General features: G+C 62.7%; 18 protein-coding genes. 5 read left to right on the top strand and 13 right to left on the bottom strand.

Annotation, left to right across the window (positions count from 1 at the left end; all coding sequences use genetic code 11):
• Positions 1-4: 4 nt before the first annotated feature.
• Genes XALGPE39_RS05875 through XALGPE39_RS05860 form a run of 4 tightly spaced genes read right to left on the bottom strand, consistent with a single transcriptional unit; the run spans position 5 to position 2664 of the window.
• A complete protein-coding gene (locus tag XALGPE39_RS05875) occupies positions 5-583 on the bottom strand; it encodes a PilX N-terminal domain-containing pilus assembly protein (RefSeq protein WP_045727376.1) in 579 nt (192 codons plus the stop codon).
• Positions 580-1566 carry a PilW family protein gene (locus XALGPE39_RS05870; protein ID WP_152624833.1) on the bottom strand — a complete coding sequence of 329 codons (987 nt, stop codon included), beginning with the start codon at positions 1564-1566 and terminating at the stop codon, positions 580-582. The genes XALGPE39_RS05875 and XALGPE39_RS05870 overlap by 4 nt, the downstream gene beginning before the upstream one ends.
• Positions 1563-2036 (bottom strand): type IV pilus modification protein PilV, encoded by a 474-nt coding sequence (gene pilV / locus XALGPE39_RS05865; RefSeq protein ID WP_235429756.1) that lies wholly within the window; start codon positions 2034-2036, stop codon positions 1563-1565. Before pilV ends, XALGPE39_RS05870 begins: the two co-directional genes overlap by 4 nt.
• A 52-nt stretch (positions 2037-2088) precedes the next feature.
• Complete coding sequence (locus tag XALGPE39_RS05860) at positions 2089-2664, bottom strand: Tfp pilus assembly protein FimT/FimU (RefSeq protein WP_045727374.1); 576 nt, start codon at positions 2662-2664, stop codon at positions 2089-2091.
• A gap of 156 nt (positions 2665-2820) precedes the next feature.
• Between XALGPE39_RS05860 and XALGPE39_RS05855 the strand changes: the two genes are divergently transcribed.
• Positions 2821-3858, top strand: a complete 1038-nt coding sequence (locus XALGPE39_RS05855) for a histidine kinase (protein WP_045727373.1) — start codon at positions 2821-2823, stop codon at positions 3856-3858.
• Here the strand turns inward: XALGPE39_RS05855 and ppnN are convergent.
• From ppnN to grxD, 5 genes are all read right to left on the bottom strand, one after another.
• The gene (ppnN, locus tag XALGPE39_RS05850; RefSeq protein WP_045727372.1) at positions 3848-5236 is read right to left on the bottom strand and encodes a nucleotide 5'-monophosphate nucleosidase PpnN; all 1389 of its coding nucleotides are present in this window, start codon (positions 5234-5236) and stop codon (positions 3848-3850) included. The two genes, XALGPE39_RS05855 and ppnN, sit on opposite strands and share 11 nt — an antisense overlap.
• 110 nt (positions 5237-5346) lie before the next feature.
• The gene (locus tag XALGPE39_RS05845) at positions 5347-8568 is read right to left on the bottom strand and encodes a TonB-dependent receptor (protein ID WP_045727371.1); all 3222 of its coding nucleotides are present in this window, start codon (positions 8566-8568) and stop codon (positions 5347-5349) included.
• Between the two features lie 415 nt (positions 8569-8983).
• The gene (locus XALGPE39_RS05840; RefSeq protein WP_045727370.1) at positions 8984-9583 is read right to left on the bottom strand and encodes a YhgN family NAAT transporter; all 600 of its coding nucleotides are present in this window, start codon (positions 9581-9583) and stop codon (positions 8984-8986) included.
• Entirely contained in the window at positions 9580-10317 is a 738-nt protein-coding gene (locus XALGPE39_RS05835; protein WP_045727369.1) for an SDR family NAD(P)-dependent oxidoreductase, read from the bottom strand. Before XALGPE39_RS05835 ends, XALGPE39_RS05840 begins: the two co-directional genes overlap by 4 nt.
• A complete protein-coding gene (grxD, locus tag XALGPE39_RS05830) occupies positions 10317-10637 on the bottom strand; it encodes a Grx4 family monothiol glutaredoxin (RefSeq protein WP_012915788.1) in 321 nt (106 codons plus the stop codon). Before grxD ends, XALGPE39_RS05835 begins: the two co-directional genes overlap by 1 nt.
• 129 nt (positions 10638-10766) lie before the next feature.
• Here grxD and XALGPE39_RS05825 point away from each other — a divergent pair, with 129 nt between their 5' ends.
• The gene (locus tag XALGPE39_RS05825) at positions 10767-11345 is read left to right on the top strand and encodes a Fe-Mn family superoxide dismutase (protein WP_045727368.1); all 579 of its coding nucleotides are present in this window, start codon (positions 10767-10769) and stop codon (positions 11343-11345) included.
• A gap of 90 nt (positions 11346-11435) precedes the next feature.
• Here XALGPE39_RS05825 and XALGPE39_RS05820 read toward each other — a convergent pair whose 3' ends face one another.
• Together XALGPE39_RS05820 and purE are read right to left on the bottom strand one after the other, a co-directional pair.
• Positions 11436-12584, bottom strand: coding sequence for a 5-(carboxyamino)imidazole ribonucleotide synthase (locus XALGPE39_RS05820; protein ID WP_045727367.1), 1149 nt, complete (start codon positions 12582-12584; stop codon positions 11436-11438).
• A complete protein-coding gene (gene purE, locus XALGPE39_RS05815) occupies positions 12581-13084 on the bottom strand; it encodes a 5-(carboxyamino)imidazole ribonucleotide mutase (protein WP_045727366.1) in 504 nt (167 codons plus the stop codon). The genes XALGPE39_RS05820 and purE overlap by 4 nt, the downstream gene beginning before the upstream one ends.
• A gap of 58 nt (positions 13085-13142) precedes the next feature.
• Between purE and XALGPE39_RS05810 the strand changes: the two genes are divergently transcribed.
• The 3 genes from XALGPE39_RS05810 (at position 13143) to XALGPE39_RS05800 (ending at position 14768) form a co-directional block, all read left to right on the top strand.
• Entirely contained in the window at positions 13143-13412 is a 270-nt protein-coding gene (locus XALGPE39_RS05810; RefSeq protein ID WP_045727365.1) for a Trm112 family protein, read from the top strand.
• Complete coding sequence (nadC, locus tag XALGPE39_RS05805) at positions 13409-14290, top strand: carboxylating nicotinate-nucleotide diphosphorylase (RefSeq protein ID WP_045727364.1); 882 nt, start codon at positions 13409-13411, stop codon at positions 14288-14290. The genes XALGPE39_RS05810 and nadC overlap by 4 nt, the downstream gene beginning before the upstream one ends.
• Positions 14291-14423: 133 nt before the next feature.
• Complete coding sequence (locus tag XALGPE39_RS05800; protein WP_012915782.1) at positions 14424-14768, top strand: DUF3301 domain-containing protein; 345 nt, start codon at positions 14424-14426, stop codon at positions 14766-14768.
• A 224-nt stretch (positions 14769-14992) separates the two neighbouring features.
• Here the strand turns inward: XALGPE39_RS05800 and XALGPE39_RS05795 are convergent, their stop codons facing one another.
• Positions 14993-15424, bottom strand: coding sequence for a ClpXP protease specificity-enhancing factor (locus tag XALGPE39_RS05795; protein WP_045727363.1), 432 nt, complete (start codon positions 15422-15424; stop codon positions 14993-14995).
• A gap of 73 nt (positions 15425-15497) precedes the next feature.
• The gene (locus XALGPE39_RS05790) at positions 15498-16133 is read right to left on the bottom strand and encodes a glutathione S-transferase N-terminal domain-containing protein (protein ID WP_045727362.1); all 636 of its coding nucleotides are present in this window, start codon (positions 16131-16133) and stop codon (positions 15498-15500) included.
• Positions 16134-16239: the final 106 nt, after the last annotated feature.

Raw genomic sequence — 16239 nt, 5'->3', positions numbered from 1 at the left:
ATCCTTACTTGACTGTGACATTGGTCTGCAACACGACGATGGCCCGGCCACTGGCCAAGGCTGGGCTGACGCTGCGGGCGATGACGCGGTAGTAGCTCTCCATCGAGGTACCACCAGTACCGCCATATTGATTCTGGTTGATACTTCCACCCAAACCCAATTGATCTTGGCTGGTGCGCTGCCCCAGATACTGGATGTAATACTGTGACGGGCCCGCCTGCCCCATTGGGGTCACAGTCCCGTTCACCCAGCACTCCTGCGTGCCCACCGCACAACCGCCAGTTGCAGTGTCGGTATAGGTATTGGTGGGAACGGCAGGGCATACGGTCACGCCACCGGAACAATTGAAACCGACGGTTTGACCGTTGACCGCGTTTGCCTGGATGAACTTCTCGGCATCGCGCAGCGCGCTCTCGGCAGCCTGGAACCCGAGACTACGGTCGTACATATTGGAGGACATGCGCTCCTGCAACAAAGTACTGCGCAGCACCGCCAATCCCAACAACGTCATAATCAACAGCAATAACAGAACGACGATGAGAGAAATACCGGCTTGCCGGGTTGGAGGCGGAGAGATGTTCATGGGTTCCGGTTCCTGATGCTCACGGTCGTGCTGAAGGTGCGTTGCGCCGGCTGCTGGCCAGCAGCCACCGGGTCGTTGGAATTGACGGTCATGACGATCCGCACAGCGACCACATTGGCCCAATTGTTCGCCCCCACCGCACCCGCATCGACGTAGGCGTTAGCACCGGTCAGCAGATAAGTGAAATTCAAGCTGGTGACGCCTTCGGCGATTTCATTCTTGACAGGCGCCCCACCCGGACCGATCACCTGCTGATACAACGATCTGCCAACATTCGAGGTGGCTGTGTCAACGTACCAGCGCACCGCTCGCAGTTCGGAGAGGATGGAATTCATCTCGAACTTGTAGCTGTTCGAGCCAGTAGTGGCACAAACGGACGGCACCCGCCCCAATTGCGCGCAGGCATTAAGCCCGCCCGTCGCATAGGTGACGTTTGTGCCGGCAACTGTAGCGACCTGCAGCACCGCAAGCTGCTGGCGGTCGCACAGCAACATGATCGCTCCGGCATGCAGGTCGGGTGCCGCCGCGTTGAGCATTAGGGTATTGGCCACCGGATCGTGTTGGATCACGGTGGCTCCCCCTGTACCAGCCGAGAGGATCTGGATCACATCGCTTCTGTCCGCAGGCGCGAGGGTAAGTTTGAGGTCTGCCGGACCGCCATTTTCGTAACCACTCAACGGCAGCGCCCAGTTCGTAAACCACTGTTGGGTGGAATCTGTCAGCACGTTGACCACCGGCAGCCCGGAATCGCATTGATTTCCGCCGGCCTCGCGGATGTCCTGCGCCATCATTTCAAAGCCGGTTCGTGCGGCCTCCTGAATCCGGCTGAGGCCTTCGGTCGCCGAGTAGGTCTTACGGTTGGAAATGAAGATACCGATCGCCGCACCGACCACCAGCAGGCCGAGCAGCATCGAAATCATCAATTCGATCAGGTTGAAACCCGACTGGCGGCGCGGCCGCGCATAGACAAAAAGAGGCTTCACAGTTCGGTCACCGTCACTAATGTTTGGGCCCTGTCACCGTTCACGCCGCCCGCGTTCTTGGCGCGGCTGTCGTCCCATTGCACGGTAATCGTGCACTGGACTGTGCCATTATTGGCTGCGCACGCAATGGTGCCGCAGGTGGTGTTCTCTGCCGGCGGGGCTCCACCCGGGATGCCGCTAATCGCGGCCTTCAAGCCGTTGAGCCACATTGCCTGATCGCCGGAGATGAGATCGGTGACGTTGGGCGCGTTGCACAACATGCCGGTGGTGTTGTAGCCACCCGCCATCGCCGCAGCGCGGTTGGCACGCATCGCGTCCAGGATCGTATAGGTTTCCATCACGATCTGGCTGCGCTGCAGCGCGCTCTGGTTGTTGCGCAGTGCAGTGGTCTGCATGGCCGCCACCCCCAGCATGCCCACGCCAAGAATCAGCACCGAGATCATGACCTCGATGAGGGTGACGCCTGCCATGTGTCTACCGCTGTCGAACCGTTTCATCGTCTCTCCGCTTGCCGAAACCGGCTTAGCCGTTGCCTTGGCACGTGCCGTTATCACTCGCCGACTCAACTCGGATACGGCTACCACCAACCATCGCCACATTCCTGATGTTGTCGGGTGGACTAGTGGGGTTGACCACCGGCATACACACCGTGATGACCATATTCAGCGGATTGCCGGTGCCGTCGCGAGCGACGCCATCGGCGCCGAAGGTCAGCTTGTCCTTCAAGCCCCCGAGGACGGAGCTTCGAACTGCCAAACCAGCGCGCAACGTACTCGCGCGCAGGACCGTCCCATCACGGGTGACGATCAAGAATTGGGCCCAGTTACCGGCTGCGTTAGCGCAAGCATTGCCATCGGCGCTACGGCACAGGCTCACGCCGCCGTTCAGGCGAACCGCCTCCGAACGCGTCAACTGCAACGCGGCCACCAGCTCGTTGGCGGTACTGGTCAGGCGGTTGCTGCGCATCAGCGCAGTAAAGCTAGGCACCGCCAGCGCCACCAGGATCGCCAGGATGGCGATGGTCACCATCAATTCGACCACCGTGAAACCACGCTGCCGCGCCGGCTCGACAAGAGCGCGCTTCCCATGACCGGCCATAGATCCCCCATTGCTTCCCCAGGCTAACGCTAACTGTGGGGCTGCCGATCCGCCAGCCATTACCGACGAATGGCAGGAATCCATGGGTAGACGGCCCGTGCGCCAGGCAACGCCAGTCGGCATGATGTGCCTCAGTTCTCATCCCGCCACCCCACGATGCCCGCCTCCGCCTATTCCAACGATCAGTTGCAGGTCCTCAAGCAGCCGTCCACCTTGATCTGGATCGTGATGGCCGGCGAGTGTATTGCGGCCATTCTGGCTCTGACGCCGTTCCCAGGCACAAGCACGGCCAGCAATCGCTGGGTGTATTTCGGCCTGGCGTCGCTTGGCATCCAGTGGATCGCGCTGCTCACCCTGGCCAGTCTGCTGCTGCTGCGCCGAATCCTGGCAACGCGCGGATTTTTGGCGATCACCACCTCAACGCTGTGCCTGATGCAGGTGTTGACCTGGCTCATCAGCGGCCTGGTCCTGTCCACCTTGGGCGATTATTGGCAACTGCCTACCGGGTCATGGCTGACCCTATCGCTGCAGCTATCGGGCATCGCGCTGCTGATCGGCCTGCTCGGCATGGCCGCGTTGCACAATCATGTGCGCATCAAACAGTTGGTGGAACGCGCCAAGCAAGCCGAGATCGACGCGCTCACCGCGCGAGTCCAGCCGCACTTTCTGTTCAACACACTCAACACCGCGGTGATGCTGGTGCATCGGCAACCCCAACGGGTGGAACAACTGCTGATGGATTTGTCGGACCTGTTCCGCGCCGCGCTGGCGCGCCCAGATCTGGTCGACCTGCAAGACGAAATCGATCTAGCCAAGCGTTACCTGGATATCGAAGCCATCCGTTTCGGCCCGCGCCTGCGTGTGCACTGGACCCTGCCCGACGCCATTGCGCCGATACGGATTCCGCGATTGTCGCTGCAACCGCTACTGGAGAACGCGGTTCACCACGGCATCGAATGCACCGCAGAGGGCGGCGAAATCGGTATCGCCATCGACGAACGCAGCGACGCGCTTGAAATCAACATCCGCAATGCCCTGCCCCCCAGCGGCGCGGCGCCGCATCTCCAGCGCGGCCACCGCGTTGGCCTATCGGCCTTGCGTACCCGGCTAGAGAGTATGCAAGGCGCCTCGCTACGCACCACCAGCGATGGCGACAGCTTCGTCGCCACGATCCACATCGCGCTCAGGTCATGACCCGGTAGCAAGGCTGGTATTCCCCGGAGATCTTCATCCGGCGCTGCTCGACGAACGCACGCAGCAGCGCGTCCAACGCCTGCATCATGTCCGCATCGCCATGAATTTCGAACGGACCATGTTGTTCGATGCGACGGACACCGTCTTGCTTGACGTTGCCGGCGACGATGCCAGAAAACGCGCGGCGCAAATCCGCCGCCAGCACATGCGGCGGCCGGCCATGGTGCAGATCGAGGGCCGCCATTGCCGCGTGCGTCGGCTCGAACGGACGCTGATACTCCAGTGGAATATGCAACGACCAGTTGAAGTAATACGCGTCCTTGTGCTCCTTACGGTGCGCGCGGACCTGCTGGATACCAGCGGCCATCTTCCGCGCCACCGTCACCGGATCACCGACCACGATCTCGTAGCGGGAGGTGGCGGCCTCGCCCAGGGTCAGACGTAGAAACCGGTCGATCTGCGCGAAGTACGGCGCTGCGATGGCCGGGCCGGTCAGGATCAGTGGGAATGGCAAACCATGGTTTTCCTCGCGCATCAAGATCCCGAGCAGGTACAGGATCTCCTCGGCGGTGCCAACACCACCGGGAAACACGATGATGCCGTGACCGATGCGAACGAAGGCCTCCAGACGCTTCTCGATGTCCGGCAGGATCACCAGATGATTGACGATCGGGTTCGGCGATTCGGCAGCGATAATGCCCGGCTCAGTGAGGCCGATGTAGCGGTTGTCGTGCTTGCGTTGCTTCGCATGGGCGATGGTGGCGCCCTTCATCGGCCCCTTCATCGCACCCGGGCCGCAACCAGTGCAGATATCCAGCCCGCGCAGGCCCAGCTCGTAGCCAACTTGCTTGGTGTACAGATATTCCTCGCGCGAAATCGAATGCCCGCCCCAGCACACCACCAGTTTCGGGTCGTCAGGCTGCAGAATGCGCGCGTTACGCAACTGCCCGAACACCGCGTTGGTGATACCTGCACTGGATTGCAGGTCGAACGCCGATTCCGGACCGAGTTCGATAGACATGTAAGCCAAATCACGAACCACGGCGAACAACAGTTCGGCCACGCCGTTGATGATCTCGCCATCCACGAAGGCCATTGCCGGGGCGTTGAACAGGTCGATACGCACGCCACGGTCGCGTTGCAGCACCTGGATATCGAAATCCGGATACAGATCGCCAGCGGCACCGGGATCGTCGGAAGCGCTACCGCTGGTCAGCACCGCCAACGCGCAACGCCGCAACAGTTCGTGCAGGCCGCCGCTGGAAGCATCGCGCAAGCGCGCCACTTCCACACGCGAGAGAATGTCCAGGCCGCCGCGCGGGTAGATCCGCGCATCCACTACCGGCAGCGTATGCGCCGCCGTATTGCTGGTCGTCATATCGGATGTCGTGTCGTTTGTGGTGAACGGGCGACTTTAACGTCAGCCCACACAAAAAGAAAACGGCCAAGTCACCCCGGCCGTTTCCCGCGCTTCAGCTTGCGCCGCGATCAGAACTGATAGCGGAAACCCAACTGCAGCGACCATTGCGACACACCGGTGTTGAACCCATCGGCGTCGGCATTGGCGGCCGTCGGCTGATCGGTGTACAGGGTGTTGTACACGTACTTACCTTTGTAGATCCCCTGCAGGTTGGCACCTCGGGCATCGGCATAGAAGCCATAATCGTAGATCCGGCCCCACTTCTTGTTCAGCAAATTGCCCACGTTCTGGATGTCCAGCCACAGCTCGGACTTGTGGCCCTTGAACAGGCCAGGCAACTGCTGACTGATACGCACGTCGAACGTGTTGATCCAGGCGGAACGGAAACCATTGGCCGGGGCGTAACTACCAGCGTACTTAGCCAACTGCGGGTTCTGCGCCAGCCAGTCGAAGAACTGTTTTTGCATCGCCGGATTGGCGGTGAACGTGCCGTTATTGCTGAGCGTACCAAACAGCACGTCGCCCGGCCCCTTCGGCACGTAGAACAGGTCGTTGGTCGAACGACCGTCGCCGTTGGCATCGCCGTTGAACACATAGCTGTAAGGACGGCCACTACGGCCTTCGTACACCAGACCGACACGCGTTTCGTAATCGCGGAAGAACATATGCTTCCAGTCCAACGAGCCGGAAATGCGGTCCTTGATCGCGTAACGCGAATTGTTTTCGGTTTCGGAGTTGGCGTTGAACGCGTACTGGTTGCCCCAACCCGAGCTGGCGGTGGAGCTGGTCAGCGAGCCGACTTCAGTCGCGTGGGTGTAGGTATATGCCAAGCTCCAGGACCAATCGCCGCCTTCGCCGAACGGCTTGGACAGCGACAAGGTCAACTGCTGCGTCTTGCCCTTGTCGGTGTTGTCGATCAGATACACATCGCTGTAGCCAGCGTTGCGGCCGAAGCGATTATTGCCAGCGGCCCACGGACGGCCGGTCTGCGACGGATTCCAATACAGCGCGCGGCCATCCGGACCGTAGTAGGCCGGACTCGGGTCCTGACCCGGGGCGGCGATGGGTCCGATATTCAAGCTCTTGTAGTACAGGCCCTGCTTGACCTTGGTCACCAGCACTTCGGCCGACGCCACGATGCCCTCCCACGGCAATTCGTGGTCCAGCGCCAGGTTGGCCTTGTACAGCGATGGCAATTTGAAGTCCTTGCCGACGAAGCTCACGCCCTGGGTGGCCGAACCCGGCGTGGTGGGAACCGGCTGGGTGTTCTTATTGGCGCTGAACGGCAGGCGCGGATCGTAGGTGGTGAAGCTGTAGGCGTTGTAATTGAAACCGGTGTTGGAATAACTGTTGGCGATCCATACCTCCGGCGCATCGCCCTGGAACAGGCCTGCGCCGCCACGTAGCTGGGTCGGGCGCTCGGTGTCGAAGGTGTAGTTGAAGCCCACACGCGGCTGGATCAGGAAGCTGCTGCTGAATATCTTGCTGTTGTCATAGCCAAATGCCGCCTGTGCACCCGCGTTGTAGGCCGGATCCGGGCTGACGCTTGGACGGTCGCCACGCAGGCCCAGGGTCAGGGTCAGGTTGCTGTTGACGTACCAAGTGTCCTGCACGAACAGGCCGAGGTTGGTGTTGGTGTAGCGGGCCGCGATCGAACCCGGTGTCCGCTCCTGGTTGAGCTTGTAGGAACTCCATCGGCCACTGGCGAAATTGTCCAGACCGAAGAAGCTGTACACGCCCCAGGTATTGCGACCGTACAGGTCGTAGATGTCGTTGGTGCTGTCATCGACGCCGAACTTCAGGGTGTGGTTATCCAGGGTCAGCGTACCCGCACCGTAGTAGTTCCAGGTCTTGGTAGTGAGGATATTGCCCTGCGAATTGGTCTCTGTCCCCAGATACAGCACGTCGCCGGTCGGGTTGGCGACCGAACCAGCGAAGTACACGGCGATGCTCGGCGCGTCGGTCGGGACCACACGGATCGCGGAATAATCGCGGTAAGACACCTTGAACTCGGTGGAGAAATTCTCCGACCAATCGCTGAACAACTGACCGACGTAACTCTCGACATTCTTGTTGTGCTGGTACCAGTAAGAACTCAGCGATGCCTCACCGAGATTACCAGCGCCGTTGATGCGCAGCTTGCTCTGGTCCAGCTTGCTGTAACGGAAACTGGCGCGATGGTTGTCGCTGATGTTCCAGTCCAGCTTGAGTGCGTATTCCTTCAGGTCTGTGTTGCCGTTGCTGTTCAAACTACCGGCGTCGAAGCCATAATTTCTAGCGATCTGCTGCGCGCGGGTCACATCGGCCATGCCGTAATTGGCGTTGGCATTGCCCAATGCGGTGCTACCCAGATCGATGCCCGGCGCGTCCTGTTTGAACTTCTCGTAGTTGGCAAAGAAAAACAATTTGTCCTTGACGATCGGACCACCGAAGGTCGCACCGTAGGTGGCCTCTTTATTGAAACCATTGAACTTGCTGCCATCGGGATTTCTACCGAACCAGTCGCCATCGCGCATGGAGCCGTAGAGCGAACCATGGAACTCGTTGGTGCCGGACTTGGTCACCGCATTGACGGTGGCGCCGGCCGCACTGGCAATACTGACGTCATAGTTGGACACGTTGACGTCGATGGCTTCGATGGCCTCCATCGACACCGGCTGACGCCGGGTGGTCATATTGTTGCCTTCCAGGCCGAACGTGTCGCTCGCCGAGACGCCATCGATATTGATCGAGTTGTAGCGCGGGTTCAGGCCACCGGCACTGATCGTACCGGAGGCGCGATCGACGAAGGCCACTCGCGGGTCCAGACGCATGTAGTCCTGGATGTTGCCATTGATCGACGGCAGCGCCTCGATCTGCTCGCGACCGACGTTGGTCCCGGCACCCATCTTGGTGGCGCTGAACATTTCCGAGCCACTCGCCACGGCGACGGCGTTGACCGTCTCCAGCGTGGTCGGCGCCGCCATATCGCCGGTCAACTCGGCATTGATGCTGGCGGTCTGGTTGACGCCCAGGTACAGGCCATCTTCCGTCTTGGTGCCCTCGCCCGGCTTGGTGATGGTGATGGTGTACGGGCCGCCAACGCGCAGGCCACGCGCATTGTAGCGACCGCTGGCATCGGTGGCCGCCCGACTGACCGTGCCCGACTCGACATGAGTGATCGTCACCTCGGCACCGGCGACCGGCTGGCCACCATGGGTCACCAAGCCACCGACACTGGCGGAGGTGCTCTGGGCGAATACGGGCGCAGCAGAGAGAACTGCGACCAAGCCCACAGTGAGCTTGGACATCCGCAGACGGGGTTGAATCATTGCAATAGCCTCAATGGAATTTGACGAAATGCGCATAGCACGCCGTGCTGGTGCGGGCGCACGGCAAGCGGAGTAGTGAAGAGGCGTTATCCCTTGCTGCCCCCGCAAGGTTTAACTTTAAATTAACATTATACGAGAAGCGTGTTGCAGAACCACGACAATTCCATACGAACGGACATGAAAAGGGCGTATCCGCCATTTATTTGGCTATTCGCTGACGTCGGTAGGCAATGCGCCGGTGGCCGCACAGGGCCGCGCATGGGCCAAACACCAATACGGCTCTACGCGTGGCCCGCCGCAGCCGTCGTGGCGGGTGCCTGACGCACGCTCTTGCCGCCTATCACTCGGGCAAGCGCACGGCGCTAAGACGGGATGCGGGATACGGAGAGAGAGATCAACCCACAAGCGGCGATTTCAGATAGGTACTGATGCCATCCAGGAACATCTGCACCGAGATCGCCACCAGCAACATCCCCATCAACCGTTCGACCGCGGTCAACACGCGCATCCCCAGCAACTTGTACAACAGGGTGGCGGAAAACAGCAGCGCTGAAGTCGCCAGCCAGGCCAACACCAACGCCAGGCTCCATTCGTCCAGGCGCGTCGGTTCCTTGCTGCCCATCAGCATCACCGCCGCCATGCCCGACGGGCCGGCGATCAACGGAATCGCCAACGGCACGATGAAAGGTTCCCCATCGGGAAGCTCGCCCAGCAACCCTTCCGGACGCGGGAAGACCATGCGAATGCCGATCAAAAACAAGACGATGCCACCGGCGATCGCCACCGACTCTCGGCGCAGATGCATCACTTCCAGGGCGTACTTGCCACCCCACAGAAACCCCATCAGCACCATCAAGGCGATCAGCAACTCGCGCGCCAGCACCACACGCTGGCGCTTGCTCGACAACGGCTTGAGCACGCTGAGGAACACTGGGATGTTGCCCAGCGGATCAAGGATCAGAAATAACAGCAGTGCCGCCGAGAGAATGGTCATACCGCAGGAGTCCAGATGGTGCCGCAGTGCACTGCACCGGCAGGGGACAGCAAATCCACGCAAGCGGCAGCGTAACGCGCCGGATCGACCGCATCGAGGTCTTCGTGATGGGTATAAGCGCGCGCGCGCAACGCTGTGCGCATCGGGCCAGGCTGCAACCCAGCCACACGCACGCGCGAGGCAGCCAGCTCACCATGCAGGCTCGCCAGCAGACCGCGACGTCCGTACTGGGCCGCGCCATAGCCGCCCCAGTAGGCTTGGCCGACACGCGCCGGGTCGTCCAATGCGAACACGATGGCCGCATCCGGTGCCTGTCGCAGCAGTGGCAGGCAGGCCTGGGTCAACCAGGCAGGAGCCGTCAGCCCAACGTGAATGGCACGCGCAAAGTGCGCCGGATCGGCATGCTCGAACGGCGTGAGGCCGATGAAATCGGCCGCGCAATGCAGCAGTCCATCCAGACGCCCCAACTCCGCCTGCAGGCGTTCGGCCAGGGTCGCATAGTCCTGCGGCGTGGCCCCGAGCAGGTCCAAGGGATACAGCAACGGTGCCGCGGCGACTGCGGCAACCGCATCGTAAACCCGGTTCAGCCGTGCGGGCTTGTGGCCAAGCAGGACCACGACGGCCCCGGCCTGGGCGCAGGCCAGGGCCGCAGCGCTCCCCAGACCACCGGCCGCGCCGGTAATCAATACCACCCGCTGGGCCAGCGCGCCGGCCTGCGGCACCACCGCCTGCATCACGACAGGTATGCCTCGGTCACAATGCGCTGCAACTCACCGGACTCGAACAACTCCAGAGTGATGTCGCAACCGCCAATCAATTCGCCATGGATGAACAACTGCGGGAAAGTCGGCCAATTCGAATACCGAGGCAGATTGGCGCGGATTTCCGGTTCATCGAGCACGTTGATCGTATGCAACCGGTCGGCGCCGGCGACCAGCAACGCCTGCAACGCACGACTGGAGAAACCGCACATCGGATACTGCGGCGTCCCCTTCATGAACAACACAATGGGATGCCGTTCAACATCGGCCTGGATGCGCTCCATCACCTGCATTGCGGGTTCTCCTCCTGCTGCTGGGGCGAAAGAACGACCTCGACGGTCGACTAGACTTTCGCATCGCCGCATAGTGTAAGCCCTGCGCGTGATCGTACCGAAACACGCGCACCCTGCCACCGAGGATCCATGGCCATCGAACTCGCCCCGCTGCCCTACGACTACAGCGCACTGACGCCGCATCTTTCGGTGGCGACACTGGAGCATCATCACGGCCAACACCAGCGCAACCTGGTGGAACGGCTCAATGCACGCATTGCCGGCAGCGAATTGGCGGATTTGCCGCTAGAGGATCTGCTGCGGCGCGCCCAGGGTCGCCTGTTCGAAGAGGCCGCCGAGGTCTGGAATCATGCGTTCTACTGGCGCGGCCTGCGCCCGCGCGGCGGCGGCGAGCCCAGTGGGGCGCTTGGCGAACTGCTGACCAAGCGCTTCGGCGACATCGCCAGCTTCAAGGCCGAGTTCACCCGCATGGCGCTGAGCGTGTTCGGCTCGGGCTGGGTCTGGCTGGTGCAACGCCCGGACGACAACTTGGCCGTGGTCGTCACCGCTAATGGGGTATCACCGTTGACGGGCCAGGATGTCCCGCTGCTGGCCTGCGACATGTGGGAACACGCCTACGTCATCGATTACCCCGGCGACCGCGCACGCTACCTGGAGGCATTTTGGAAGCTGGTCAACTGGGAATTTGTCTCCAACAACCTGCGCTGAGATCGCACCGGCGATGTCGGCAGTACTGGCACGCCGATATCGCACAAGCATCACTGCACCGGGACACGCATCGACAGCGATGCCGCTGCATCAGCGCTGCCCACGCAGTGCAGCGATCACCGGGGCGACCTGCGCCTGACGTTGCAATTGCACACCGACCGTCTGCAGCGCCTGCGCGAGCGCCTCGGCCGTCTCCTCACGTAGCGTGGCATGGCCGACCTTGCGGCCCTCGCGCGACTCCTTGCCGTAGTCGTGCCAATGCCCACCGGGCTGGGCCAGCACCGGCGCGGCATCGGGCATCGCACCAATCCAGTTGAGCATGCAGGCATGGCCGCACATGCGCGTGGACCCAAGCGGCAAGCCCAGCACCGCGCGCAGATGGTTCTCAAATTGCGAGGTCTCGGCGCCTTCGATGGTCCAGTGGCCGGAGTTGTGCACGCGCGGTGCCATCTCGTTGGCGAGCAACACCCCATCGCGGCAGAACAACTCCAGCGCGAACACGCCGACGTACTGCAAGCGCTCGGCCAAAGCCCGCGCATGCGCAACAGCGGACTGCTCCAACGCGGCATCGGCCTGCGCCGGGGCCAGACTGGCCGACAGCACACCTTGGACATGCCAATTCTCGGTCAGCGGCCAGGTGCGGAATTCGCCATCGCGACCACGTACCGCCACCACGCTGATCTCGCGCTGGAACGGCACGAACGCCTCGGCGATCAAACCGACGCTCGACGCCTGCGCGCCCAACGCCGCCCAGGCCGTATCGGCATCGGCCACGGAGGCGATGCGGAACTGACCTTTGCCGTCGTAGCCAAGACGGCGGGTCTTGAGAATGCACGGCGTGCCGACCAGAGCCAGTGCCGCATCCAGCTCCTCGCGGGTATCGACCGGAGCAAACGCGGGCACCGGGATGCCCAGTTCGCGGAACAAGGTCTTCTCGGCCAAGCGGTCCTGCGCCACGGCCAACGCGTCCGGACTGGGGAAGACCGGCACCTGCCCCGCCAGCCACTCGGCGCTGCTGGCCGGCACGTTTTCGAAATCGAAGGTCGCCAGATCCACCTTGGCGGCGAAAGCGGCCAGCGCCGTCGCATCGCGGTAATCGCCAACCTGCAGCGGCGCAACCTGGCCGGCGCAAGCGTCGGCCACCGTATCCAGCATGGCAAAGCGCAGGCCCAGTGGCGCGCCAGCAATCGCCAGCATCCGAGCCAACTGCCCTGCTCCCAGAATACCGACCGTCGTCATTGGCGCGGATCGTCCTTGGCCATCACGTCTTCTGTCTGGCGCTGGCGAAACGCGCTCAGCGCCGTAGCGACATCGCCGTGCTCGGCCGCCAGCATCGCCGCGGCGAACAGCGCGGCATTGGCCGCGCCGGCATTGCCGATGGCGAAGGTAGCCACCGGAATACCCGCCGGCATCTGCACGATCGACAACAAAGAGTCCATGCCATTGAGCGCCTTGGACTGCACCGGCACGCCCAGCACCGGCACCGCCGTCTTCGCCGCGAGCATGCCCGGTAGGTGCGCCGCGCCGCCGGCACCGGCAATGATCGCCCGCAACCCACGCGCCGCCGCCGCCTCGGCATAGGCGAACAGCACATCCGGCGTGCGGTGCGCCGACACGACCTTCACCTCATGCGGTACACCCAACGCATCGAGCTTTTCCGCCGCGTGCTGCATAGTCTCCCAATCGGAGCGGGAACCCATCACGATGCCGACGAGCGGCGTGGTTTGTCTGGAGGCCATGGCCGTCCCCTGCCTTAAAGACGTATTCTAGCCGCCTTCCACGCAAGACGAAGACCGGATGGACCGCAAACTCCTCGACCTGCTGTGCTCGCCCGACACCCGCCAACCGCTGGCACTGCTGGAAACGCGCGGCCTGGAAGCACTGAATCGCGCCATCGCCGCTGGCGAGGTCAAGCGCGCCGACGGCAGCCCACAGAGCCAATCGCTGCGCGAAGCCCTGGTCACGCGTGATCGCAAACAGGTGTTCCGCGTCGAGGACGGCATCCCGGTGCTGCTGTCTGAAGAGGCGATTGCCACGGCCCAGCTCGCCGACTTCCCGGCCAAATGAGCCAGGATACGGCGTCGCCACAGGCGCCAGCACAGGAACTGATCGACGCGGATGTAGCACGCGCACTGGCCGAGGACCTCGGCAGCGGTGACGTCACCGCCGCCTTGCTACCCGACCGCGCCGACAGCGCCTATCTGCTGTGCAAGCAGGAGGCGGTGATCGCTGGCCGGCCCTGGTTCGACGCCTGTCACCGCGCGCTCGATCCGCAAGTCAATATCCAGTGGCACGTGGCCGAGGGCGAACGCGTGGCTGCAGGAACCGTCCTGGCGTTGTTGCACGGGCGCAGCCGCGCCCTGGTCAGCGCCGAGCGTGCCTCGCTGAATTTTCTCCAGACCCTGTCCGCCACCGCAACCGTTACCGCCGCCTACGTGGCGGCGGTCGCCGGCACCGGCGCACGCATCCTGGATACGCGCAAGACCCTGCCCGGCCTGCGTCTGGCGCAGAAGTACGCGGTGCGGTGCGGTGGCGGCGACAACCACCGCATCGGTCTGTACGACACGGTGATGCTGAAAGAAAACCACATCCATGCCGCCGGCTCGCTGAGCGCGGCGGTCGCCGCAGCGCGCGCGCAGTGGCCGCAACTGCCACTCGTGGTCGAGGTAGAAACCCTGGAAGAATTGCGCGAAGCCCTCAGCGCCGGTTGCGAGCGCATCTTGCTCGACGACTTCACAGCGGAACAACGCCGCGCCGCCGTGGCGATTGCCAGCACCGAGTTTCATCAGCGCGGCATCCCGCTGGAAGTCTCCGGCGGCGTGGATCTGGACACGGCACGGGCGATCGCCGAAGACGGCGTGGACTGCATTTCCATCGGCGCGCTGACCAAGCACGTGCAAGCGGTGGACCTTTCGCTCAAGTTGGGTCCACCACCCCCGCAGTAAGGCGCTAGCTCGTGTGCATGCAGGGCGACGGGTTGACACAAGCAGCAGCCGCAACAGACAAATCACAACGCCACATCCCGATCTCTGGCGATCAAGATTGCCCTCTTGTCCGTGGTCTGGTTACAGTGGCCGCATGCCTAGTCTGATCCTACTGATGATCGTCGGTGCGGCCGTGTTCGCGTTCTGGAACGCCTCGCGCGCCGCCGCCGAACGCGCCGAAGTCCTCGGCCGCAACGCCTGCAAAGCCGCCGACGTGCAATGGCTCGACCAAAGCGTGCACGGCACGGGCCTACGCCTACGACGACTGCCCAACGGCTGGCTCGGCTTCGAGCGTAGCTTCCGCTTCGACTATTCCTGCGACGGCGTGGACCGACACAGCGGCCGTCTGGTGCTGCTCGGGGATCGACTGATTACTTTCGCCGGGCCATCTGTCGCCACCGTGACCGCGCTGCATGAGGCGCGAGCACCACACCAATGACGATCCAACGCAGCCGGTCATGCGCGCAACGGGTGACGCAGGCCCGCTACGAGTCGCAGCAACCGTATCGAACGCAGCCATAGCGCACGCAGCCGACAACGCGGCCGGCATGCACAGCAATCGTCGTGCGCTCCTGGCGATACCATGCGCAGGACCGACTGCACACAGCCCGCCCAAGAAAACGGCACGATGGCGAGCGGCAAGCGCTCGCCCGGAGGCCAGTCCTACTTCACCACGCGCAAACGCGGGCGTTTACCGGCTTCGTCGGAACTGCCAGGACGCGGTGGCGGTGGCGTATCGCCGTCGGGCGGCTCGCCCGGACCATGGATATCGTCCGGCAGCGCCATGCCCTGCCCGGTTTCGCGCGCATAGACTGCCAACACCGCAGCCATCGGCACCTGGACTGGATAGCTGACACCGCCAAATCGAGCGGTGAAGCTGACCCCATCGTTGTCGATCTGCAGACGCACCACCGCGCGCTCGGCGATGTTCAACACCACCCTGCCATCCTTGACCGCGCTCGGCGGCACCTGCACACCAGGCAAGCCGGCATCCACCAATACGTGCGGGGTCATGCCATTGTCGTTGATCCACTCCACCAGCGCCCGCAACAGGTACGGGCGATGGCTGGTCATGCGGTAAGTCTCTTCGCTCATACGACAATTCTACGCGCCGACACGTCACACCGACGCATCTGGAAAGACAGCGAGCCCACCAAGCAGACAGGCATCACGCTGGCAGATCGCGCAGTTTCTTTTCCTGATCCGTCAGGCTGCGGATGAAACCGGGATTGCGGAAGATGCGATTGCCGTAGTCTTCGATCGCCTTGCCATCCTTCGGCAACGGGATATCCAGCGCCTGCAGGCGCCAGATGATCGGTGCCATCGCGCAATCGGCCAGACTCATTTCCGGATTGAGGAAGAATTTGCTGGCCTTGAACAGTGGCACCGAGGCGGTCAACAGCTCCTTCAGGCGCTTGCGGCCGGCTTCGGCCTGGGCTTTGTTGCCAAGCTGGATCGCCTGCACTTGCGGCACCCAATCGTGTTCGATGCGCAACATCGCCAGGCGCAAGCGCGCACGCGAGAGCGGATCGACCGGCATCAACGGCGGATGCGGATAGCGCTCGTCGAGATACTCGCTGACCACCGAGGCGGCGTACAGCACCAACTCGCGCTCGACCAGCGTCGGCACGGAGTGGTAGGGATTGAGATCGATCAGGTCTTCCGGCGGATTTTGCGGATCAACCGCCACGAAATCGTAGGTGACGCCTTTGGCCGCGAGCACCAGACGAACACGGTGGCACAGCACATCATCGGTGGAGGAAAACAAGGTCAAGGTATTTCGCATGCGCAAACTCACCGCCATTCAAGGCTCTCCGACGACCGGTATCCGCCGGCCGCATCGACGCCGTCCGCACCTTGCGAACGGTCGCCACGGCCCCTGAGTGTGCAACCCTCGCCCAGAAAAGCCA

This window comes from Xanthomonas sp. GPE 39 (assembly GCF_000963005.1).
Lineage (GTDB): Bacteria > Pseudomonadota > Gammaproteobacteria > Xanthomonadales > Xanthomonadaceae > Xanthomonas_A.
This window is presented reverse-complemented; position numbering and strand designations above follow the sequence as displayed.

Coding starts and splice junctions, on each gene's coding strand:
- XALGPE39_RS05875 (WP_045727376.1), bottom strand. CDS start 583: ATGAACATCTCTCCGCCTCCAACCCGGCAAGCCGGTATTTCTCTCATC.
- pilV (WP_235429756.1), bottom strand. CDS start 2,036: ATGGCAGGCGTCACCCTCATCGAGGTCATGATCTCGGTGCTGATTCTT.
- XALGPE39_RS05860 (WP_045727374.1), bottom strand. CDS start 2,664: ATGGCCGGTCATGGGAAGCGCGCTCTTGTCGAGCCGGCGCGGCAGCGT.
- XALGPE39_RS05855 (WP_045727373.1), top strand. CDS start 2,821: ATGCCCGCCTCCGCCTATTCCAACGATCAGTTGCAGGTCCTCAAGCAG.
- ppnN (WP_045727372.1), bottom strand. CDS start 5,236: ATGACGACCAGCAATACGGCGGCGCATACGCTGCCGGTAGTGGATGCG.
- XALGPE39_RS05845 (WP_045727371.1), bottom strand. CDS start 8,568: ATGTCCAAGCTCACTGTGGGCTTGGTCGCAGTTCTCTCTGCTGCGCCC.
- XALGPE39_RS05840 (WP_045727370.1), bottom strand. CDS start 9,583: ATGACCATTCTCTCGGCGGCACTGCTGTTATTTCTGATCCTTGATCCG.
- XALGPE39_RS05835 (WP_045727369.1), bottom strand. CDS start 10,317: ATGCAGGCGGTGGTGCCGCAGGCCGGCGCGCTGGCCCAGCGGGTGGTA.
- grxD (WP_012915788.1), bottom strand. CDS start 10,637: ATGCAGGTGATGGAGCGCATCCAGGCCGATGTTGAACGGCATCCCATT.
- XALGPE39_RS05825 (WP_045727368.1), top strand. CDS start 10,767: ATGGCCATCGAACTCGCCCCGCTGCCCTACGACTACAGCGCACTGACG.
- XALGPE39_RS05820 (WP_045727367.1), bottom strand. CDS start 12,584: ATGACGACGGTCGGTATTCTGGGAGCAGGGCAGTTGGCTCGGATGCTG.
- purE (WP_045727366.1), bottom strand. CDS start 13,084: ATGGCCTCCAGACAAACCACGCCGCTCGTCGGCATCGTGATGGGTTCC.
- XALGPE39_RS05810 (WP_045727365.1), top strand. CDS start 13,143: ATGGACCGCAAACTCCTCGACCTGCTGTGCTCGCCCGACACCCGCCAA.
- nadC (WP_045727364.1), top strand. CDS start 13,409: ATGAGCCAGGATACGGCGTCGCCACAGGCGCCAGCACAGGAACTGATC.
- XALGPE39_RS05800 (WP_012915782.1), top strand. CDS start 14,424: ATGCCTAGTCTGATCCTACTGATGATCGTCGGTGCGGCCGTGTTCGCG.
- XALGPE39_RS05795 (WP_045727363.1), bottom strand. CDS start 15,424: ATGAGCGAAGAGACTTACCGCATGACCAGCCATCGCCCGTACCTGTTG.
- XALGPE39_RS05790 (WP_045727362.1), bottom strand. CDS start 16,133: ATGGCGGTGAGTTTGCGCATGCGAAATACCTTGACCTTGTTTTCCTCC.